The sequence below is a fragment of the Variovorax boronicumulans genome (genome assembly GCF_009811375.1).
In the GTDB taxonomy this organism is placed as follows: Bacteria; Pseudomonadota; Gammaproteobacteria; order Burkholderiales; family Burkholderiaceae_C; genus Variovorax; species Variovorax boronicumulans.
On sequence record NZ_BKDH01000001.1, the window covers coordinates 3,517,926 to 3,538,301 of the forward strand.

Consider the following 20,376-nt stretch of genomic DNA (forward strand, 5'->3'; position numbering starts at 1 on the left):
GGCCGGTCAGAACTCGACCGGGATCTCGGGCGACTCGCCCTTCTGGATCTCGTAGACCAGGCTCGGCGAGCCGTTCTCCCACACCAGCAGCATCGAGCGCTTGGGGCTGAAGCCCTGGTGGCGGCAGTAGGCGGGCATGGCGGCCATGTCGCCGGCCTTCATGATCACGCGCGCCATGGGCTTGCCGGTGTTCTTGTCGCCGCAGTCCCAGTGGATCTCGTCGGTCATCTGGAAGAACCACTCGACGCGGTCGTTGCCGTGGATGATCGGCAGGATGTGCTCCTCGGTCGTCGGGCACATGTAGCTGTGCTTCACCACCGAGGTGAAGCTCGGGTTCCACGTGACCTGCGAGCGGCTCAGGAAGCCGAAGAGGTTGAAGGCGTGCACCTCGTTCTCGAAGCCCGGCTCGGGGTGCAGCTCGGGCTGGCCCTGCGGCACGTCGGCGAAGGCGCGGTTGACCGGCGCGCCGCGCGCGTCGCTGCGCAGGTCGAGGTCGCCCTTCAGGCCCACGCAGCGCTTGGCCAGCTCGCGCGCCCGGGTGATCTTGGCGGTGTTGTTGCCGCTCTTGCGGCCGTAGGGCGAGCCGGTTTCCTGCGGCGCGGCGAAGGGGTCGAAGGCCGCGTTGGTCCAGTCGTCGAGCATGGCCTCGAAGGTGGCGCGGATCTGCGCCGTGGGGAAGTTCTCGAGCAGGTCGATGCCCGCGTCCTTCATGGTGCCGTTGAAGCTGCCGGCGTACAGGTCGACCGAGTCGTAGTGGTTGATGGTGCCGAACACGTTGTCGAAGTTGACCCAGCCGTAGAAGAAGCCCCAGGCCACGTCGCGCATCAGCGCACGCAGGTAGTTGCCGGCGTCCATGGTGTGGCTCATGGGACGCCCGTCACGGGTCTTCCAGGTGATGTGGGCAAAGTACTCGTCCCGGCGGAAGCCGAAGCTGCCGAGCGAAAAATCCTTGTAGCCGAGCGTGGCATCGGGCTGCGATGCGATGACCTTGGCGAGTTCTGCGGGTGCGTTCATGGTGTGGCTCCTGGATGCGGGTTCAGTGCGTCTGGCAGATGTCGGCCCACTTCTCGACAGAGAGGTCGCCCTTGCAGGTCTGCAGCACGATCACGCCCGGGTCGCCGGCCACGCGGAACTGGTAGGCCGTGTTCTTGGGCAGCAGGCCCTGGTGGCCGCGCGAAAGCTTCATCCAGCCCATCTTCTTGCCCTGGGGTTCGCCCTTCACGCGCACGGCGCCGTTCTTCTCGGTGTCGGCCACGGCCTGGGCCGCATCGAGCTGCACGAGGTGCACCTCGATTTCGCCGTCCATCACCAGCGCGAACTCGTCGTGGGCGCAGGTGAACCAGGGCGAGGTGCCTTCGGCGCGCAGCGTTTCCAGCACGTAGATCTGGTTCTGGCCGAACACGACCTTCTCGTAGGGCTTGCTGATGCTGGCGATCTCGAAGCAGTTGGAGAACGCGTAGTGGCGCACGTCGTCGTCGATGGGCTCGACGTGGCCTTTCTCGAAGTGCTTGAGGGACCCGAAGCGGGTCTGGTATGCGACGGTCATGGGTGTCTCCTGAGGTGCCGGACGATGCAGCGTGGTGGCTGCGATGTGTGCACTGTAGGAAACGGGGGGCGCGAGCGGTAGGCCCGAAACGCGGGCCGCATTGTTCGGCAAATCCGTCCAATGCACAGGGTTTACCCCGGAACCGGCCGCGCTCGCGTCAGGCGTCCCAGATCAGGCCCGGCGGCAGCAGGCCGCGTTCGATCATGGCCGCGTCCCACGGCGGCACCTTCGAGAACGCCTGGGTCAGGTGCTCGATGAACAGGCGCAGCTTGAAGGCATTGCGCGAGGTGCCCGCGTACACCGCGCTCAGCGAGAACGACGACAGCTGGTGCGCCGGCAGCACCACCTCCAGGTCGCCGCGCAGGATCGCCTCGCCGGCCACCAGCGTCGGCAGGCAGACGATGCCGGCGTGCTCCATGGCGTACTCGCGCAGCAGGTGGACGCTGTTGGTGAGCAGCGCCGCGCTCATGTACAGCGTGACCTGCTCGCCGGCATGATGGAAGGTCCAGCGGTCGCGCGTGGGGTAGCCCGAGTACAGGCCGAGCGTGTGCTTGTGCAGCTCGCGCGGGCTCGCGGGCCGGCCGTGCGCGCGCAGGTACTCGGGCGTGGCGCAGAACACGCGGCGCACCGGGAACAGCGGGCGCGACACCAGCTCGGTCGATGCCGCCGGAAAGATCTGCAGCGCGCAATCGACGCCCGCCTTCACCGGGTCGACCACCGCGTCGCTCACGATGAGCTCCAGGTGGATGTCCGGAAAGCTCACCTGGAAAGCGCGCAGCAACGTCGCGAAATGCCCCAGCACGAACCCTGTGAGCGCATGCACGCGCAGCGTGCCGGTGGGCCCGTCCTTGGCGTCGCGCATCTGGTCCATGATGTCGTTGGCCCGCCCGACCAGCTCGACGCAGTCGCGAAGGAAGGCCTGCCCCACGTCACTGAGCCGGACCACGCGCGTGCTGCGGTGGAACAGCGGCGCGCCGACGTGGTCCTCGAGCTGCTTCACGCGGCTGGTCACCACCGATTTCGACACCCGCAGCTGGCGCGCGGCCTCGGCAAAGCTCTGGGTCTGTGCGACCCGCACGAAGGTCTCTATGTTCTCGAGGCGGTCCATGGGGCATGCAATGTAGCGGTTGCGCGGCGGCGGCCGGTCGGCCGCACGGGTGTGAAGTACTGCGCAATCCCGCTCGGAGATTGACCGCACCCTTCTCAATTCGCCCACAAATGTGAGCATTTCCCTGTGAGATTGTTAATACGGCAACTATTGTCCTGCCCCGAAGCACCCGAGGTGCACAAGAAATCGAAGCAGGGAGTTCCCATGACCAAATCCACGATCACCGTGATGCTCGCGCTGGCGGCATCCGTTCTCATGAGCGCCTGCGTGCACCACCACGCGCCGCCGCCGCGTGCGGAGCCCGGGCCGGCGCACAAGGGCGGCAACTTCTGCCCGCCGGGTCAGGCCAAGAAGGGCAACTGCTGATCGCCCGCCATGCTGAACCCGTTCCTGCGTGACATGACGCCCGACGAACTGCCGACCGGCACCGTGCGGCCGGCCTACATCGCCCTGCTGCCCGTGCTGGCCTACGTGCTCGTCGCCATCGCCTTCCTGAGCATGTCGGTGGTCGTGCCGAGCCTGCTGGTGGCCTGCCTGTTCGCGACCGCGGCGGCCATGTCGCTGGGCGCGGGCGTGGTGCTCGGCATGAGCATCTGGATCTTTCCGCAGCTGTCGAGCTGAGGACCGCACGCGATGAGTACTTCGAACGCCTCCGTCTTCCGCGTCCAGAGCTGGCGCACGACCCTGCTTGCGGCCTCGGTCGTGCTGCTGATCGTGATGGCGCTGCTCATGAAGTGGCTGGTCGAGCTGCAGGTGGAAACCGCGCAGGAACGCCAGCTGCGCGAAGCCGTCGCGCGCGAGGCGGACGCCCGCTGCTTCGTGCTGCCCACGCGCCAGGAGGTCGACACCTGCCGGGCCGTCAACGCGGCGGGCCTGACGCCCTGACCTAGGCGCCGCTCAACCGAAAGTGAACGCGTAGGCCTGCGCGCCGGGGTCGACAAACTCGATCTCGAACAGGCGCTCCCTGCCGCTGCCCGCCGACTGCCGCACCAGCTGGTACAGCTTCTGCGCATCGACCACGCCGTGGCCCTGGGCATCGGTGTCGGCGCCGTGATCCGCCAGCGGCGGCTGGCCGTCCACCCGCACCGTGAAACGCACCGGCTTGCCGTCGGCCATCGGCCCGAGCACGAGGTGCAGGTCGCGCGCCTTGAAGCGGTAGGCGATGCGGCCATTGGCGTGGTTCAGCACGGCACGCTCGCCCTCCACCGTCCAGTCGCCGCCCAATGACCACTGGTTGGTGCGCAGTGAAGAAACCACGGGCTCGTAGGCCTTCGCACGGTCGCGCGCGATGCCGCCGGGCGACGCGAAACCGTGCGCCCGCGCATGGCCCAGATAGGTTTCGCCGGACTGCGCCGGCTCGGCGCCGGGCGCGGCCTGGGTGCCCTGCCCCTGCGGCGCCACCAGCCCGGCATTGATGCTGTTCGCCTGCCCGGCCTCGGCCAGCAGCTGCTGGATCACCTGCTCGGCCTTGTCGTAGCGGTTCTCGCCGAACTGGTGATGGCGGATGCGCCCCTGCGCGTCGACGAAATAGAACGCGGGCCAGGCCTGGTTGTCGAAGCCGCGCCAGATCGAAAAGTCGTTGTCCAGCGCCACCGGGAACCCGATGCCCAGGTCTTTCACGGCCTTGCGCACGTTGGCCGGGTTCTTCTCGAACGCGAACTCCGGCGCATGCACGCCCAGGACGACCAGGCCCGCGTCCCTGTACTTGTCGGCCCAGGCGCGCACGTAGGGCAGCGTGCGCAGGCAGTTGATGCACGAGTAGGTCCAGAAGTCGACCAGCACCACCTTGCCTCGCAAGCCCTCGGGCGTGAGCGGCGCCGAGTTGATCCAATCGGTCGCGCCGGCCAGCGACGGCAGCCGGCCCTCGACGCGGAGCTCGCGCGCGGGCACCGGGGCCGGGCGGGTGTCCACGACGCGCACGAAGCCGGCGTCTGCGCGTTGCGCCTGCGGCGCGTCTTGGCGCAGCGTGTCCACCAGCGCCTGCTCCAGCGCCGACGTGGTGCCCAGCGACAGGCGCGCGAGCCAGCCGGTGTCCAGCCCCAGCGCGATGGCGCCCACGCCCGCCAGCACCGCGGCACCGGCGAGGCGCCGCACCCCGTCGCCGGTCGGCAGCGTGCGCTTCAGCGCCGAGAGCAGCCGGCCGCCGGACAGCAGCGCCACCGCGAGCGAGGTGCACGCGCCGGCCGCGTAGGCGAGCAGCAGCAGCGAGGTGCCGACGCTCGCGCCGTTGAGCGCCGCGCCCGTCAGGATCAGCCCGAGGATCGGGCCCGCGCACGGTGCCCAGAGCAGGCCCGTGCCCACGCCCAGCCACAGCGGAGAAAACACCGAAGCCTGCCGTCCGTCGGACAAACGCAGGCCCAGCGCCACGAGCGGCCGGCTCAGGCGCTCGGCCACGCGCGGGAACAGCAGCGTCGCGCCGAACAGCGCGAGCAAGGCCATCGCGGCATAGCGCCCGTATTCGTTGAGCGTGACGATCCAGCCGCCGCCCACCGCCGCCAGCGTGGCGACCACGGCGAAGGCCAGCGCCATGCCCACGAGCATCGGCAGGCCGTGCGAGCGGAACGGCCGGTCGGCGCGCGCGAACACGAAGGGCAGCACCGGCAGGATGCAGGGGCTCAGGATCGTGAGCACCCCGCCCAGGTAGGCGATGAAGAGGATGAGCATGGTGTGAGAGATGTGGGGTCGGGTTCAGCGAGCGGGCGCGGTGGCCAACGCCAGCCGCGCCTCCAGCCCGCCTTCGGGTCGGTTGTGCAGCGTGAGCTCGGCGCCCATCGCCATGGCCAGCTGGTGCGCGATGGCCAGGCCCAGGCCGGTGCCGCCGGTGCTGCGGTTGCGCGAGCTTTCGACGCGGTAGAAGGGCTTGAGCACCGCGTCGAGCTCGCCGGGGGGAATGCCCGGGCCGTTGTCGAGCACGCTCACCACGAGGCGGCCGCCTTCGCCTTCAGCCTGCACGCGCAGCGTCACGTCGGAGCCGAACTTGAGCGCGTTGTCGATCAGGTTCATCAGGATGCGGCGCAGCGCGTTCGGGCGGCTCACGATCGGCGCGCCGGCCCGGCCGTCGAGCCGCACCTGCTGGCCCACGTCTTCGTAGTCGGCCACCATGCTCTCGAACAGCGCGTCGGCGTCGATGCGCAGCGGCGGCTCGGTGGCGCCGTGCAGCGTGCGCGCATAGGTCACGCCTTCGCGCACCAGCGCGTTCATCGCGTCCAGGTCCTGGCGGAATTTCTCGCGGTCGTGCATGTCGTCCATCAGCTCGGTGCGCAGGCGCATCCGCGTGATGGGCGTCTGCAGGTCGTGCGAGATGGCCGCCAGGATTTCGACGCGCTCCGCCATGTAGCCCGCGATGCGCTGCTGCATGGCGTTGAAGGCGCGCGCCGCATGCGCCACTTCGGTCGGGCCCTCTTCCACCAGCGTGCGGCCTTTCAGATCAGGGCCGAGTTGGTCGGCCGCCGCGGACAGCTGCGCGAGCGGCCGCGTCACCAGCCGCACCGCGACCCAGGCGCACACGGCCAGCACCAGCAGCTGGCCCGCCAGCAGCCACATCACCCAGCCCGACACCGGCATGCCCACGCGCATGGCGTGCACGACCACGGACGAGCCGTCGCCCAGCCGCACCTCGATCTGCAGGCCCTCGGGCGGCCAGGCCACCTCGCCGACCTTGACGACCGGGAACGGGCGCATCGCATCGACGATGGCCGCGGCAAACTGCTGCGAAGCCTCCGAGCCCGGCGCGCCACCCTGCGCACTGCCGCCCAGCACGAAGCGGTAGTTGCGCCGTTCCAGCCGGTCGAGCCAGCCGGCGCGCTCCGCCGCGGGGAGCCGGTCGAGGATGGCGACCGAGCTCGCGATGTCGCGCTCGATGCCGATCATCATCAGCTCGCGAAGCGCCATGTTCCGTTCGTAGCGGATCGCCGCGAAGGTGAGCAGCTGCGCGATCGCCAGGCCCACCACGATGATCAGCGTCACGCGGGAGAACAGCGAGCCGGGCAGCAGCCGACGCCAGCGCGGCGTCGTGCCGGTCGGATTCGCAACGGGGTTCGCGGAAGTGGACATGAACAGCTTCTTCGGTCAGGCGGCGTGGCGATGCGTCGTCAGCGCAGCGGGCTCACACCAGGTGGATGGCAACGTCGATGTTGCCTCGGGTCGCCTTGGAATAGGGGCAGGTCTGGTGCGCGGCCTCGGTGAGGGCCTGCGCCACCTCGCGGTCCAGGCCCGGCAGGCTCACGTTCAGGCGCGCCTGCAGGAAGTATTCGCCGCCCGCCGCGCCCAGGTCGACCTCGGCATCGACGGCCAGGTCGGGCGGCAGCGCGACCTTCATCTTGCCGGCCGCCTTGCCCATCGCGCCGATGAAGCAGGCCGACCAGCCGGCCGCGAACAGCTGCTCGGGGTTGGTGCCGGTGCCGGCGCTGCCGGGCGACGAGAGCTTGATGTCCAGGCGGCCATCGGAGCTGCGCGCCTCGCCGTCGCGGCCTCCCGAGGAGGTGCGGGTCTTGCCGGTGTAGAGGACTTTGTCGATGCGGGTCATGAGGGCTCCTTGGATGCAGGGTGGTTGGAAAACGCACGGATTGTTGGGCCGCCCGCCCCCTGCCGGATCGCCTTCTGTATGCCTGTGTATCTGGCCCGCACATCCACACACTACGTTTCCACGGCCACCCCCGGCGCGCCGCCGGAACGCTACATTGCGGCTGCGGCGCCGTGCCGCCACCGCCCACCCTGACATGACGCCCAAGACCTCCGACCACATCCTCATCGTCGACGACGACCGGGACATCCGCGAACTGCTCACCACCTACCTGGTGAAGAACGGCCTGCGCGTGGTCGCGGTGCCCACAGGGCGCCACATGCGCGCCGCGCTCGAGGCGTCGGGGCCCTTCGACCTGATCATCCTGGACCTGATGCTGCCCGGCGAAGACGGGCTCACGCTGTGCCGCGACCTGCGCACCGGCAAGTACAAGGCCACGCCCATCCTCATGCTGACCGCGCGCAGCGAGGAAGCCGACCGCATCCTGGGCCTGGAGATGGGCGCCGACGACTACCTGGCCAAGCCCTTTTCCGCGCGCGAGCTGCTGGCGCGCATCCGCGCCGTGATGCGGCGCACGCGCATGCTGCCGCCCAACATGGGCACCGTCGAGCCCTCGCAAAAGCTGGGGTTCGGCGAGTGGCAGGTCGACACGGTGGCGCGCCACCTGATCGACGACGCCGGCGTGATGGTGGCGCTCAGCGGCGCCGAGTACCGGCTGCTGCGCGTGTTCCTGGACCACCCGCAGAAGGTGCTCAGCCGCGACCAGCTGCTGAGCCTGACGCAGGGGCGCGAGGCCGAGCTTTTCGAGCGCTCCATCGACCTGCTCGTGAGCCGGCTGCGCCAGCGCCTGCGCGACGACGCGCGCGAGCCGCGCTACATCAAGACCGTGCGCAGCGAAGGCTACGTGCTCGCTTCGGCGGTCGAAGCGAGAGGCTGACCGACGCCACGCTCTGGCACTGGGTCGGGTGGCGCGCCTCGTGCGCCAGCCCGCCCGCGAAGAACAGCAGCGCGAACCAGAGCTTCTTGAATCCGCGAGGGCGCGTCATGGGGATTTCCTTCGGGCGATGAGTGGATGACGGGCGGATTGTTGGCCGCCCGTTGGCGGCGCAACGGGCATTGCGTATGCCTGTGTATCCCGGCTCGACATCGACACACCACGTTTCGTTGAGGCGGCCTCGCACGCCTCCGTTTGAAATTTAGTGTGGCCGGAACCGGCGCGGATACAGAGGCATACACGAGCCGATCAACAGGCGAACTCCCCGCCGAACAATCGCGCCGTTCCCCCTTCGCATCCCAGGAGATTTCCATGACCGCCTCCCCCTCGCTGCCACGCCGCGCGTTCCTCGGCAAAGCCGCGCTCGGCCTCGCCGCCACGCAGCTGACGTCGATCGTTCCCGCCTTCGCCCAGTCCGCCAGCACAGGCGGCGCCCGTCGCCTCGAACCCCTCAAGAGCATCGACGCCGGCAGCCTGCGCATCGGCTACTACGAAGCCGGCCCGGCCGACGGCGCGCCGGTGATCCTTCTGCACGGCTGGCCCTACGACATCCACATGTTCGTCGACGTCGCACCGCAGCTGGCCGCCGCGGGCTTTCGCGTGATCGTGCCGTACCTGCGCGGCTACGGCACCACCCGCTTCCTGTCGGCCGACACGCCGCGCAACGGGCAGCAGTCGGCGGTGGCCGTCGACATCATTGCGCTGATGGACGCGCTGAAGATCCCCGTCGCCACCGTGGCCGGCTGCGACTGGGGCGCGCGCACCGCCTGCATCATGGCCGCGCTGTGGCCCGAGCGCGTGAAGGCGCTGGTGTCGGTCAGCGGCTACCTCATCGGCAGCCAGGAGGCCGGCAAGGCGCCGCTGCCGCCGCAGGCCGAGCTGCAGTGGTGGTACCAGTACTACTTCGCGACCGAGCGCGGCCGCTCGGGCTACGAGAAGAACCGCCACGACTTCGCCAGACTCATCTGGCAGCTCGCCTCGCCGAAGTGGAACTTCGACGCGGCCACCTTCGAGCGCAGCGCCGTCGCCTTCGAGAACCCGGACCACGTGGCGATCACGGTGCACAACTACCGCTGGCGCCTCGGCCTGGCCGAGGGCGAGGCGAAGTACCAGGCGCTGGAGAACCGGCTCGCCCAGGCGCCGGTGATCGGCGTGCCGACGATCACGCTCGAAGGCGACGCCAACGGCGCGCCGCACCCGGAGCCCGGTGCGTATGCAAAGAAGTTCTCGGGGCGCTACGAGCACCGGCTGGTCAGCGGCGGCATCGGCCACAACCTGCCGCAGGAGGCACCCGAGGCGTTCGCGAAGGCGGTGATCGACGTCACGCGCGGGTAAGGCGCGGGTAGCCGCGCGGCCCCTCAGTCGGCGGTGAGCGCCTGCGCCAGCGGCTCGGCGTCGAAGCGCTCGAACCCGCAGTAGCACAGGAAGTGGCGGTTGGCCGCGCGGCCGAACAGCGTCATGCCGAGCTGGGTGGCCAGTTCGTGCCCCATCGCGGTGACGCCGTTGCGCGAGACGACGATCGGCACGCCCATGTGGGCCGACTTCATCACCATCTCGCTCGTCAGGCGACCCGTGGTGTAGAAGACCTTGTCGCCGCCGTCGATGCCATGCACCGCCATCCAGCCGGCGATGGTGTCGATGGCGTTGTGCCGTCCGACGTCTTCCGCGAACACCAGCATCTCGGTGCCACGAAACAGCGCGCATCCGTGCACCGACCCGGCATGCCGGTGCACGCTGTTGCGCGATTTCATCTGTTCGAGGATGCGCGCCAGCGTGCCCTGCGCGATGCGCGCCGACTGCGCGGCCGGCAGCCGCACGGCGCCGATCTGTGCCATGGCGTCGCCGAAGACGGTGCCTTGTCCGCAGCCCGTGGTCACGATCCGGTGCGCCGTTTTTTCGGCGAGGTTCGCGATGCCGCGGTGGGTCTTCACGGCGGCCGCCTCCACGCTCCAGTCGACGTCGATGCTCTCGACCTCGTCGGCGCGCCGCACCAGGTCCTGGTTGAGCAGGTAGCCCAGCACCAGCAGTTCGGGCGCGGCGCCCAGGGTCATCAGTGTCACGAGTTCGCGCTTGTCGACGAAGACGGTCAACGGCCGCTCCGCCGGGATGTCGATGTCGCGGCGCTCGCCGTGCTGGTCGACGATCTCGATGCGGCGCAGCAACGGGCCGCGCGCCGGGTTCAGGCGCGGCGCGCCGGCGCGCCGGGGCAGCGGGACCGCATCGAAAGCCAGCGGTGTATCGTCTTCTGCGTCGTCTTCACGTGGGGCCATGCGGAATCCTACGCCACCGCTGCGAGCGGAGCTCGAAGGGGTACTGCTCGCGAACGGGCGCGCCATCGGCTATGGTTCGTTCATGCCTTCCTCGGACACTCCCGCGACCGCGCCCACGGGCCGCCCGACGCTCGACGTCGCGGTGGTCATGCGCCGCGAGCGCCTGCACGGCCCCTCGAGCCATTGGCAGCCCTGGCGCTGGACGCTCGACAGCGTGCTGCCCGACGAACCCGGCTTCGGCACCGAGCCGCGCCTCCTGCGCGACGACGACGGCGAGCAGCACTGGCTGCACCCCGGCTTCAAGGTCGAGCTGTACCGCGACGAGGCCGAGGGCTACCACCTCAACGCGATCACGCCGACCCCGTGCTGGTTCGTGCTGTGGCGCATGGACGAAGAGCCCACGCTCGCGCCGCTGCCCATTCCGCGCCCGGTCGTGGTCACGCTCAGCTACTACGAGGCCGGCCGCTGGCTCGATGCGCAGGAAACCGTGGAACAGGTGCCGGCGCCCGCGGAGGTGGTCGACTGGGTGCGCGCCTTCGTCGACGAACACTACGTGGTCGAGCCCAAGCGCCGCCGCCGGCCCGAGAGCTTCCGCTCGCTGGTCGACCGCTTCGGCAACGCCGCGAGCGTGACGACCGAGAAGAAACGCGGACGGGGCGCGGGCGATGTCTGAAGGTTTCCTGGGACGCTGGTCGCGTCGCAAGCAGGAGGTGCGCGCGGCCGAGGCCGCCGTGGAAGAAAAGACCCTGCCGGCCGTGGAACCTGTTGCGGTGCCGGCGCCACCCCCCGCCGCGCTCGCCGAGCCCCCCGTCGCCGACGGCGAGCAGGACACCGCGCCGCCGCTGACGCTTGCGGACGTGGATGCGCTCGACATCGGGTCCGACTTCAAGCCCTTCCTCACGAAGGAGGTCGCGCCCGAGGTCAAGAACGCGGCCTTCCGCAAGCTTTTTGCCGATCCGCATTTCAATGTGATGGACGGCCTGGACACCTACGTCGACGACTACTCCCAGTCCACGCCCGTGCCCGAAAGCGTGCTGCGCCAGATGGCCAGCGCCAAGTTCCTCAAGCTCTTCGACGAAGACCCCGAAGACATTCCCCCGGAAACCCCCGACGACGCCGAAACGTTGGACGTGGCACAGTCCCAGGGTTCCGAAACGCTTCCCAGCCCGCCGGTTGCCGCGATGCAACCCGCCAGCCAAGAAACCGATGACCACCACGCTGATTTGCGACTGCAACCAGACGATGCCGCTCGAGCCGAAGACGCTCGGCGCGGCACTGGCTGAAACCCTCCCGCTGCATTCGTCGCTGTGCCGCCGCGAGGCGACCTCCTTCCAGCGCGCCATCCAGTCCGGCGACGACGTCGTGGTCGCCTGCACCCAGGAAAAACGGCTGTTCGGCGAGCTCGCCACGCAGACGCCCAACGCCACCTCGCCGATCCGCTTCATCAACATCCGCGAGACGGGCGGCTGGAGCCGCGACGCGAAAAGCGCGATGCCGAAGATCGCCGCGCTGCTGGCCGCCGCCAGCCTGCCCGAGCCCGACCCCGTCTCGACCGTGAGCTACACCAGCCAGGGCCGGCTGCTGATCATCGGCCCGCTCGACGCGGCCGAGCGCGCCGCGGCGCTGGTCGGTGACACGCTCGACGTCACCCTGCTCGCGCAGGGCCCCGGTGCAGACGGTGGCGCCCAGGCGCGCCGCTGGCCGGTGATCGCCGGGCGCATCGATGCGCTCACCGGCTGGCTCGGCGCCTTCACGCTGCGCTGGACGCGCGACAACGCGATCGACCTCGACCTGTGCACCCGCTGCAACGCCTGCGTGGTCGCCTGCCCCGAGCAGGCCATCGGGCTGGACTACCAGATCGACAACGCGCGCTGCACCTCGCACCGCGACTGCGAGCGCGCCTGCAGCGTGGCCGGCGCCATCAATTTCAGCCGCGAGCCGCAGGCGCTCGACGCGGCCTTCGACCTCGTGCTCGACCTCGGCACCGCGCCGCAGATCGACTGGCACGCGCCGCCGCAGGGCTACTTCCACCTGCCCGGCGGCGTCGCGCAGGCCGAGGGCCTGCAGACCTTGCTGCGCCTGCGCGAGCTGGTGGGCGAATTCGAGAAGCCCAAGTTCTTCGACTACAAGCAGAAGCTGTGCGCGCACAGCCGCAACGAGGTGGTCGGCTGCAACGCCTGCGTCGAGGTGTGCTCGGCCCATGCCGTGAGCAGCGACCCGCAGCGCCAGCGCATCGTGGTCAACCCGAACCTGTGCGTCGGCTGCGGCGCCTGCACCACGGTGTGCCCGACGGGCGCGCTGGGCTACACCTACCCGCGCGCGCCCGACCAGGGCCTGAAGCTGCGCAAGCTGCTCGGCACCTATGCCGCGGCGGGCGGGCGCGATGCGGCGCTGCTGCTGCACAGCCAGGAAGGCGGCCAGGCGCTGCTCGAACAGCTCGGGCGGCAGGCGCAGCTGGGCAAAGCCCAGGGCGTGCCGGCGCGCGTGATGCCGGTCGACCTCTTTCATGCGGCCAGCACCGGCATCGACCTGTGGCTGAGCGCCGTCGCCTTCGGCGCCTCGCAGGTCGCGGTGCTGTGCACCGGCGAAGAGGCGCCGCAGTACCTCGCGGCGCTCAAGCAACAGAGGGACGTCGCGCAGGCGCTGCTGCTGGGCCTGGGCTACACCGGCACGCACTTCCACGTGATCGAGGCCGATGCGCCCGCCGCGCTGGACGCCGCGCTGGCCGGCCTGCGCACGACCACGCAGCGCGTGCCGGCCACGGCGGCGCGCTTCGCCGTCGGCGCCGACAAGCGCGACCGGCTCGAGATGGCGCTGGACCACCTGATGGGCGCGGCCCCTGCCCTGCAGGCGCCCGCCGAGTCCCCGCTGGCCTTCGCGCTGCCGGCGGGATCGCCACTGGGCGCCGTCGCGGTCGACAAGGACAAATGCACGCTGTGCCTGGCCTGCGTCAGCGCCTGCCCGTCGGGCGCGCTGCTGGACAGCCAGAGCGCGCCGCAGCTGCGCTTCATCGAGAAGAACTGCGTGCAATGCGGCCTGTGCGAAACCACCTGCCCCGAGGACGCCGTCTCGCTCGTGCCGCGCCTGCTGGCCGCGCCCGAGCGCAAGCAGCAGGTGCTGCTGAACGAGGCCAAGCCCTGGGCCTGCATCCGCTGCAGCAAGCCCTTCGGCACGCAAAAAGCCATCGAGGCCATGCTCGGCAAGCTGGCCGGGCACGCCATGTTCCAGGGCGAGGCGCTGGAGCGCCTCAAGATGTGCAGCGACTGCCGCGTCATCGACCTGTACAGCGCCACCAACGAAGTGAAGATCGCCCCGCTATGAGCCAGACCTTTCCCGCCACGTCCGCGCTCGACGAGGAGGTGGCCCGGGCCGAGCTCTACGGCCTGCTCGCGCGCCTGTGGTACGCCGCGCCCGATGCCGAATTGCTGGCCGCCTTCCAGGTCGCGCCCACCGAGGCGCCGGCCGCGGGCGCCTTCCTGGAAGAGCCGTGGCGCCAGCTGGTCGGCATCGCGCGCAACACCGACGCGGCCGCCGCGCACGAGGAATACGACGCGCTCTTCGGCGGCATCGGCAAGCCCGAGGTGTTCCTGTTCGGTTCGCACTACCTGAGCGGCTTTCTCAACGACAAGCCGCTCGTGCAGCTGCGCCACGACCTGGACAAGCTGGGCCTGGCGCGCACCGAGACCACCTACGAAACCGAGGACCACATCGCCTGCCTGTTCGAGGTCATGCGCTACCTGATCGCCGGCGAGGACGTGGCGGTGGCCAACCTCACGCAGCAGCAGGCGATGTTCTCCAGACACGTCCAGCCGTGGCTGCCCGCCTTGTGCGATGCTGTGTTGCAGCATCCGAAGGCGCGGTTCTACGCGGCGCTCGCCACCTTCACGCGCGCATTCGGCGACGTCGAGGCGCAGGCCTTCGACATGCTGGACTGAGAAGGTGTGAACGAACCCGCCATGTCCGCTCATCCCGCCCAGACGCGCCCCCTCGGCCACGCCGGATTCATTCACACCTTCTGAGGCGAACGCATGCGAGGGGTATTCAGGTTGCTCACACCTTGTTGCTGGTCTAGTATCCACAAGGCCGACCGGGTTTCCCCTCTCTCGTCGCGCCCAGCCACTCCTGGAGTCAATATGCAGGACAGCCAAAACACCGGCATCAAGCCGGCCTCCCGCCGCGGATTCTTCATCGGTGCCGCCACCGCCGGCGCCGCTGCGGTGGCCGTCACGTCGCTGCCAAACATGGCCGAGACACCCGTCGCCGTCGTCGCCCCCTCTTTGCCGCCCCCGCCCGAAAACGGCGGCGGCTATTCCCTGAGCGAACACGTCAAGCGTTACTACGCCACCACGTCAGCCTGAGGAGACCCCGTGCTTCTGACCAGAAAATCCCCAGGCACCGCGAGCTCGCGGGCCTCCGACGCGTCGCCCTTCGTTCACAGCCTGCGGCGCGGTCTCGCGAACGCCTTGCCGACCATGGACCGGCGCGCCTTCCTGCGGCGCTCCGGCCTGGGTGTCGGCGTGGGCCTGGCGGCCAGCCAGCTCACGCTGATCCAGAAGGCCAAGGCCGCCGACGGCCGGCCCGCGGCCATCGGCGCCGGCAAGATCGAAGTGAAGCGCACCGTGTGCTCGCACTGCTCGGTCGGCTGCGCGTCCGACGCGGTGGTCGAGAACGGCGTGTGGGTGCGCCAGGAGCCGGTGTTCGACTCGCCCATCAACCTGGGCGCCCACTGCGCCAAGGGCGCGGCGCTGCGCGAGCACGGCCACGGCGAGTACCGCCTGCGCTATCCGATGAAGCTCGTGAACGGCAAATACGAGCGCATCAGCTGGGACACCGCGCTGGATGAAATCACCGCCAAGCTGAAGGAACTCACCAAGGCCAGCGGCCCCGACGCCATCTACTGGATCGGCTCGAGCAAGCACAGCAACGAGCAGGCCTACCTGCTGCGCAAGTTCGTGAGCTTCTTCGGCAGCAACAACTGCGACCACCAGGCGCGCATCTGCCACTCGACCACGGTCGCGGGCGTGGCGAATACATGGGGCTACGGCGCCATGACCAATTCGTACAACGACATGCGCAACGCGAAGATCGCGATGTACATCGGCTCCAACGCGGCCGAGGCGCATCCCGTGAGCATGCTGCACATGCTGCATGCCAAGGAAAACGGCTGCAAGATGATCGTGGTCGACCCGCGCTTCACGCGCACGGCGGCCAAGGCCCACGAGTACGTGCGCATCCGCTCGGGTTCGGACATCGCGTTCCTGTTCGGCATCCTGCACCACATCTTCAAGAACGGCTGGGAAGACAAGCGCTACCTCAACGACCGCGTCTATGGCATGGAAGAAGTGCGCGCGGAAGTGATGAGCAAGTGGACGCCGGACAAGGTCGAGGAGGCCTGCGGCGTGAACGAGGCGCAGGTGCTGAAGGTCGCGACCATGCTGCACGAGCACCGCCCCGGCACCGTGGTGTGGTGCATGGGCCAGACGCAGCACAGCATCGGCAACGCCATCGTGCGGGCCTCGTGCATCCTGCAGCTGGCGCTGGGCAACGTGGGCACCTCGGGCGGCGGCACCAACATCTTCCGCGGCCACGACAACGTGCAGGGCGCGACCGACGTCGGCCCCAACCCCGATTCGCTGCCGGGCTACTACGGCCTGGTCGAAGGCTCATGGAAGCACTTCGCCGCCACCTGGGGCGTGGACTTCGAATGGATCAAGGGCCGCTTCGCCTCGCCCGCGATGATGAGCAAGCCCGGCATCACGGTGTCGCGCTGGATCGACGGCGTGCTCGAGAAGAACGAGCTCATCGACCAGGACTCGAACCTGCGCGGCGTCTTCTACTGGGGCCATGCGCCCAACTCGCAGACGCGCGGCCTCGAGATGAAGCGGGCCATGGACAAGCTCGACCTGCTGGTCGTGGTCGACCCGTACCCCTCGGCCACGGCCGCCATGGCCGCGATGCCGGGCCGGCCCGAGGACGCCAACGCGAACCGCGCGGTGTACCTGCTGCCCGCGTGCACGCAGTTCGAGACCAGCGGCTCGGTGACGGCGTCGAACCGCTCGATCCAGTGGCGCGAGAAGGTCATCGAGCCGCTGTGGGAAAGCCGCACCGACCACATGATCATGCAGCAGTTCGCCGACCGCCTGGGCTTCGGCAAGGAGCTCAGCAAGAACTACAAGATGCAGAAGGTCAAGGGCATGGACGAGCCCGTGCCCGACGACATCCTGCGCGAGATCAACAAGTGCTGCTGGGCCGTCGGCTACTCGGGCCAGAGTCCCGAGCGGCTGCAGGCGCACATGCGCAACATGGCCGCCTTCGACGTGCGCACGCTGCGGGCCAAGGGGGCGGTCAAGGACAAGGTCAACGGCTACGACATCTCGGGCGACTACTTCGGCCTGCCCTGGCCCTGCTACGGCACGCCCGAGCTCAAGCATCCCGGCTCGCCGAACCTGTACGACCCGTCCAAGCACGTGATGGACGGCGGCGGCAACTTCCGCGCGAATTTCGGCGTGGAGCGCAACGGCAAGAACCTGCTGGCCGAGGACGGCTCCCACTCGCTGGGCGCCGACATCACCACCGGTTACCCCGAGCTCGACCACCTGCTGCTCAAGAAGCTGGGCTGGTGGGACGAACTCACCGAGGCCGAGAAGCCCAAGGCCGAGGGCAAGAACTGGAAGACCGACAGCTCGGGCGGCATGATCCGCGTGTTCATGAAGAACCACGGCTGCCACCCCTTCGGCAACGCCAAGGCGCGCGCGGTGGTGTGGAACTTCCCCGATGCGATCCCGCAGCACCGCGAGCCGATCTACGGCACGCGCCCCGACCTGGTCGCCAAGTACCCGACGCACGACGACAAGATGGCCTTCTGGCGCATGCCCACGCTCTACAAGACGGTGCAGCAGAAGAACATCGCTGACAAGATCGCCGAGAAGTTCCCCTACATCATGACCTCGGGCCGGCTCGTGGAGTACGAGGGCGGCGGCGAGGAAACCCGCTCCAACCCCTGGCTGGCCGAGCTGCAGCAGGAGATGTTCATCGAGATCAACCCGAAGGTGGCGGCCGAGAAGAACATCCGCAACGGCGAGCGCGCCTGGGTGCACACGCCCACGGGCGCCAAGCTCAACGTGCAGGCGCTGGTGACCGAGCGCGTGGGGCCCGACACGGTGTTCATGCCCTTCCACTTCTCGGGCCGCTGGCAGGGCGAAGACCTGCTGGCCTATTACCCGAAGGGCGCGGCGCCCATCGTGCGCGGCGAGGCCATCAACACCGCCACCACCTACGGCTACGACAGCGTCACCATGATGCAAGAGACCAAGACCACGGTCTGCAACATCGAGAAAGCATAAGGAATCACCATGGCAAGAATGAAGTTCGTCTGCGATTCCGAGCGCTGCATCGAGTGCAACGGCTGCGTCACGGCCTGCAAGAACGAGAACGAGGTGCCCTGGGGCGTGAACCGCCGCCGCGTGGTCACGCTCAACGACGGCCTGCCGGGCGAGAAATCGATCTCGGTGGCCTGCATGCACTGCTCCGATGCGCCCTGCATGGCGGTGTGCCCCGTGCAATGCTTCTACCGCACCGACGAAGGCGTGGTGCTGCACGACAAGGACGTGTGCATCGGCTGCGGCTACTGCTCGTACGCCTGCCCCTTCGGCGCGCCCCAGTTCCCGTCGCAGGGCACCTTCGGCGCACGCGGCAAGATGGACAAGTGCACCTTCTGCGCCGGCGGCCCCGAAGCCAACGGCTCCGAAGCCGAGTTCGAGAAGTACGGCCGCAACCGCCTGGCCGAAGGCAAGCTGCCGGCCTGCGCCGAGATGTGCTCGACCAAGGCCCTGCTGGCCGGCGACGGCGACGTGGTGGCCGACATCTTCCGCACCCGCGTCGTGCACCGCGGCACGGGCGCCGAGGTCTGGGGCTGGGGCACGGCCTACGGCTCGCAGCAGGCCGGCACGCCGCCCACCGGAGGCACCAAGTGAAGCGCGCGGTCGTGATGCTCGTCGCGCTCGCCTCGGGCGCGATGTTGCTGGCGGCCTGCAGCGAGAAGCCGCAGACGAACGCCGAGGGCGTCAAGCACGACGCGGTGCCCTGGAGCGGCACGGGCACGCAGGCCAACACCGGCACCGCCTTCACCGCGCCCGGCTGGAAGGTGGGCGACAAGACGGCGTGGGAGCAGCAGATCAAGACGCGCTCCAACGGCCAGAACGAGTACACCCGAGAAAACTGAACCGGAGGCCGCATGAGCGTCACCATTCGCACCAGGCACGCGTTCCACGCGCTGCTGGCGACCGCGCTCCTGGGCTGGGCGGCGGTGGCGCCGGCCCAGGAGGCCAAGCCGGCCGCGAGCGGCGCCGTGACCGCGGCGCCCGCCCCTGCTTCGCCTGCTGCAGCCTCCGCAGCGGCACCGAAGGCCGAGGGCGGCATCCGCAGCCAGAACATCTTCGACGTCAAGCCCGAGGCCAGCGCCGACCCCAACTACCTCAACCAGACCAACGGCGAGCGCAACAAGGTGCAGCCCGGCAACAACGCGCCGATGTGGCGCCAGGTGAGCGGCGGCGTCACCGGCTACAGCAGCCTGCCGGTGAGCCAGGCGCCCGAGGCCGGCAACCTGATCCAGCGCTTCGTGCAGTACCCGGGTTCGCGCTTCACCAACGCGGGCGAGGCCTGGCGGCAGGTGCGCAACGACTGGATCATCCCGTACGGCGCGGCGCTGCTCTTCGTGACGCTGCTGGCGCTGGCCATCTTCTATTTCACGCGCGGGCCGATCCGCCTGCACGGCACCGAAACCGGCCGCAAGATCGAGCGCTTCACGCCCTTCGAGCGCGCCACGCACTGGTCGAACGCGCTGGCCTTCGTCACGCTCGCGATCTCGGGCATCGTGATGGCCTTCGGCAAGTTCTTCCTGCTGCCGGTGCTGGGCAGCGCGCTGTTCGGCTGGCTCGCCTACGTGCTCAAGACCGTGCATAACTTCGTGGGGCCGCTGTTCGTGGTGACCACGCTGTTCATGATCTTCACCTTCATCCGCAGCAACTGGCCGAGCAAGGACGACTTCACCTGGCTGCGGCACGGCGGCGGCCTGTTCGGCGGCAAGGAGCCCGCGTCGCACCGCTTCAACGCCGGCGAGAAGGCGGTGTTCTGGGGCGGCGTGCTGTTCCTGGGCAGCATCGTCATCGCCTCGGGCCTGTTCCTGGACAAGCTGCTGCCCGGCTTCGTCTACACGCGCGGCGAGATGCAGATCGCGCACATGGTGCACGCGGTGGCCACGCTGCTCATGATGGCGATGATCATGGGCCACATCTACATCGGCACGCTGGGCATGGACGGCGCCTACAAGGCGATGCGCGAAGGCTATGTCGACGAGGCCTGGGCGCGCGAGCACCACAAGCTCTGGTACGACGACATCCAGGCCGGCAAGATCCCCGCGCAGCGCTCGCAACCGGCCGGCGCACCCGAGCCCGCACGGCCGGCGACGGCGCAGCAAGGAACCTCCGCATGAAGCACACGCTGACCCTTCTTCTGTGCGCATTCGCTGCGACCTCCGCTGTCGCCAAGCTCCCCCCGCCCACGCCGGAAGCGCAGGCCAAGGCCGCCGAGGCCGCGGCCCGCACCGCGTGGAGCGCCAAGACCGACGGCTACCTGCTGTGCAAGTCACAGGACCAGGTCGCCGCCAAGTACCGCGCGAGCGCGCAGGCCGCCGGCAAGCCGGCACCGGCCGCGGTGGCCACGCCGCCCTGCGTGGACCCGGGGCCTTACGCCGCCGCCCCCAAGGTTGAAACCAAGCCCATCGAAGCCTCGGGCGCCCACTCCCCGGCCCCCACGGCCGCGTCGCCGCCGAGTTCGAACCAGACCTCGGCACAGACGAATCCCGCACCCAAGAAGTAAGCCGGCGGTGCCGCGCACCTGCGCGGACGCAACCGAAAAAAACGACCGCAAATGGCCCGC

The 20,376-nt window shown here is 69.2% G+C and carries 22 protein-coding genes; 15 read left to right on the forward strand and 7 right to left on the reverse strand.

What is annotated here, in order from left to right; genetic code table 11:
* Window positions 1-6: 6 nt before the first annotated feature.
* The 3 genes from VHAB30_RS16195 to VHAB30_RS16205 all read right to left on the reverse strand — a co-directional run bounded on the left by VHAB30_RS16195 (window position 7) and on the right by VHAB30_RS16205 (window position 2,654).
* Window positions 7-1,014: a hydroxyquinol 1,2-dioxygenase gene (locus tag VHAB30_RS16195; RefSeq protein WP_159277683.1), complete on the reverse strand. Its 1,008-nt coding sequence runs from the start codon at window positions 1,012-1,014 to the stop codon at window positions 7-9.
* A 22-nt stretch (window positions 1,015-1,036) separates the two neighbouring features.
* Window positions 1,037-1,546, reverse strand: coding sequence for a cupin domain-containing protein (locus VHAB30_RS16200; RefSeq protein ID WP_159277684.1), 510 nt, complete (start codon window positions 1,544-1,546; stop codon window positions 1,037-1,039).
* Between the two features lie 157 nt (window positions 1,547-1,703).
* Complete coding sequence (locus VHAB30_RS16205; protein WP_062479604.1) at window positions 1,704-2,654, reverse strand: LysR family transcriptional regulator; 951 nt, start codon at window positions 2,652-2,654, stop codon at window positions 1,704-1,706.
* A gap of 204 nt (window positions 2,655-2,858) precedes the next feature.
* Between VHAB30_RS16205 and VHAB30_RS30965 the strand changes: the two genes are divergently transcribed.
* Genes VHAB30_RS30965 through VHAB30_RS16215 form a run of 3 tightly spaced genes read left to right on the forward strand, consistent with a single transcriptional unit; the run spans window position 2,859 to window position 3,539 of the window.
* Complete coding sequence (locus VHAB30_RS30965) at window positions 2,859-3,020, forward strand: hypothetical protein (RefSeq protein ID WP_169805078.1); 162 nt, start codon at window positions 2,859-2,861, stop codon at window positions 3,018-3,020.
* Between the two features lie 9 nt (window positions 3,021-3,029).
* Window positions 3,030-3,275, forward strand: coding sequence for a hypothetical protein (locus VHAB30_RS16210; RefSeq protein ID WP_159277685.1), 246 nt, complete (start codon window positions 3,030-3,032; stop codon window positions 3,273-3,275).
* 12 nt (window positions 3,276-3,287) lie between these two features.
* Window positions 3,288-3,539: a hypothetical protein gene (locus VHAB30_RS16215; protein WP_062479609.1), complete on the forward strand. Its 252-nt coding sequence runs from the start codon at window positions 3,288-3,290 to the stop codon at window positions 3,537-3,539.
* A 12-nt stretch (window positions 3,540-3,551) separates the two neighbouring features.
* On the opposite strand, the gene VHAB30_RS16220 is transcribed toward VHAB30_RS16215, so the two are convergent.
* The 3 genes from VHAB30_RS16220 to VHAB30_RS16230 are packed head-to-tail and all read right to left on the reverse strand — an operon-like array spanning window position 3,552 to window position 7,179.
* A complete protein-coding gene (locus VHAB30_RS16220) occupies window positions 3,552-5,318 on the reverse strand; it encodes a cytochrome c biogenesis protein DipZ (protein ID WP_159277686.1) in 1,767 nt (588 codons plus the stop codon).
* Between the two features lie 24 nt (window positions 5,319-5,342).
* A complete protein-coding gene (locus tag VHAB30_RS16225; RefSeq protein ID WP_159277688.1) occupies window positions 5,343-6,707 on the reverse strand; it encodes an ATP-binding protein in 1,365 nt (454 codons plus the stop codon).
* Between the two features lie 52 nt (window positions 6,708-6,759).
* Window positions 6,760-7,179 carry an organic hydroperoxide resistance protein gene (locus VHAB30_RS16230; protein ID WP_159277690.1) on the reverse strand — a complete coding sequence of 140 codons (420 nt, stop codon included), beginning with the start codon at window positions 7,177-7,179 and terminating at the stop codon, window positions 6,760-6,762.
* Window positions 7,180-7,372: 193 nt separating this feature from the next.
* Between VHAB30_RS16230 and VHAB30_RS16235 the strand changes: the two genes are divergently transcribed.
* Together VHAB30_RS16235 and VHAB30_RS16240 are read left to right on the forward strand one after the other, a co-directional pair.
* On the forward strand, window positions 7,373-8,113 hold the full coding sequence (locus VHAB30_RS16235; protein ID WP_159277692.1) for a response regulator: 741 nt from the start codon (window positions 7,373-7,375) through the stop codon (window positions 8,111-8,113).
* 369 nt (window positions 8,114-8,482) lie between these two features.
* On the forward strand, window positions 8,483-9,505 hold the full coding sequence (locus VHAB30_RS16240) for an alpha/beta fold hydrolase (RefSeq protein WP_159277694.1): 1,023 nt from the start codon (window positions 8,483-8,485) through the stop codon (window positions 9,503-9,505).
* Between the two features lie 23 nt (window positions 9,506-9,528).
* Here VHAB30_RS16240 and VHAB30_RS16245 read toward each other — a convergent pair whose 3' ends face one another.
* Entirely contained in the window at window positions 9,529-10,440 is a 912-nt protein-coding gene (locus VHAB30_RS16245; protein WP_159277696.1) for a formate dehydrogenase accessory sulfurtransferase FdhD, read from the reverse strand.
* Between the two features lie 82 nt (window positions 10,441-10,522).
* On the opposite strand from VHAB30_RS16245, the gene VHAB30_RS16250 reads away from it, so the two are divergent.
* The 10 genes from VHAB30_RS16250 (at window position 10,523) to VHAB30_RS16295 (ending at window position 20,316) form a co-directional block, all read left to right on the forward strand.
* Entirely contained in the window at window positions 10,523-11,113 is a 591-nt protein-coding gene (locus tag VHAB30_RS16250; protein WP_159277698.1) for a DUF3305 domain-containing protein, read from the forward strand.
* The gene (locus VHAB30_RS16255; RefSeq protein ID WP_159277699.1) at window positions 11,106-11,723 is read left to right on the forward strand and encodes a DUF3306 domain-containing protein; all 618 of its coding nucleotides are present in this window, start codon (window positions 11,106-11,108) and stop codon (window positions 11,721-11,723) included. Before VHAB30_RS16250 ends, VHAB30_RS16255 begins: the two co-directional genes overlap by 8 nt.
* On the forward strand, window positions 11,683-13,761 hold the full coding sequence (locus tag VHAB30_RS16260; RefSeq protein WP_159278365.1) for a 4Fe-4S dicluster domain-containing protein: 2,079 nt from the start codon (window positions 11,683-11,685) through the stop codon (window positions 13,759-13,761). Before VHAB30_RS16255 ends, VHAB30_RS16260 begins: the two co-directional genes overlap by 41 nt.
* Entirely contained in the window at window positions 13,758-14,375 is a 618-nt protein-coding gene (locus VHAB30_RS16265) for a TorD/DmsD family molecular chaperone (protein ID WP_159277701.1), read from the forward strand. Before VHAB30_RS16260 ends, VHAB30_RS16265 begins: the two co-directional genes overlap by 4 nt.
* A gap of 198 nt (window positions 14,376-14,573) precedes the next feature.
* Window positions 14,574-14,798 (forward strand): formate dehydrogenase, encoded by a 225-nt coding sequence (locus VHAB30_RS16270; protein ID WP_159277703.1) that lies wholly within the window; start codon window positions 14,574-14,576, stop codon window positions 14,796-14,798.
* 9 nt (window positions 14,799-14,807) lie between these two features.
* Window positions 14,808-17,783 (forward strand): formate dehydrogenase subunit alpha, encoded by a 2,976-nt coding sequence (locus tag VHAB30_RS16275; protein ID WP_159277705.1) that lies wholly within the window; start codon window positions 14,808-14,810, stop codon window positions 17,781-17,783.
* Window positions 17,784-17,792: 9 nt separating this feature from the next.
* The gene (gene fdh3B / locus VHAB30_RS16280) at window positions 17,793-18,413 is read left to right on the forward strand and encodes a formate dehydrogenase FDH3 subunit beta (protein ID WP_062470938.1); all 621 of its coding nucleotides are present in this window, start codon (window positions 17,793-17,795) and stop codon (window positions 18,411-18,413) included.
* Entirely contained in the window at window positions 18,410-18,661 is a 252-nt protein-coding gene (locus tag VHAB30_RS16285) for a hypothetical protein (protein ID WP_082817975.1), read from the forward strand. Before fdh3B ends, VHAB30_RS16285 begins: the two co-directional genes overlap by 4 nt.
* A gap of 12 nt (window positions 18,662-18,673) precedes the next feature.
* Window positions 18,674-19,930, forward strand: a complete 1,257-nt coding sequence (locus VHAB30_RS16290) for a formate dehydrogenase subunit gamma (RefSeq protein WP_159277707.1) — start codon at window positions 18,674-18,676, stop codon at window positions 19,928-19,930.
* Window positions 19,927-20,316 (forward strand): hypothetical protein, encoded by a 390-nt coding sequence (locus VHAB30_RS16295; RefSeq protein WP_159277708.1) that lies wholly within the window; start codon window positions 19,927-19,929, stop codon window positions 20,314-20,316. The genes VHAB30_RS16290 and VHAB30_RS16295 overlap by 4 nt, the downstream gene beginning before the upstream one ends.
* The last annotated feature ends 60 nt before the right edge of the window (window positions 20,317-20,376 follow it).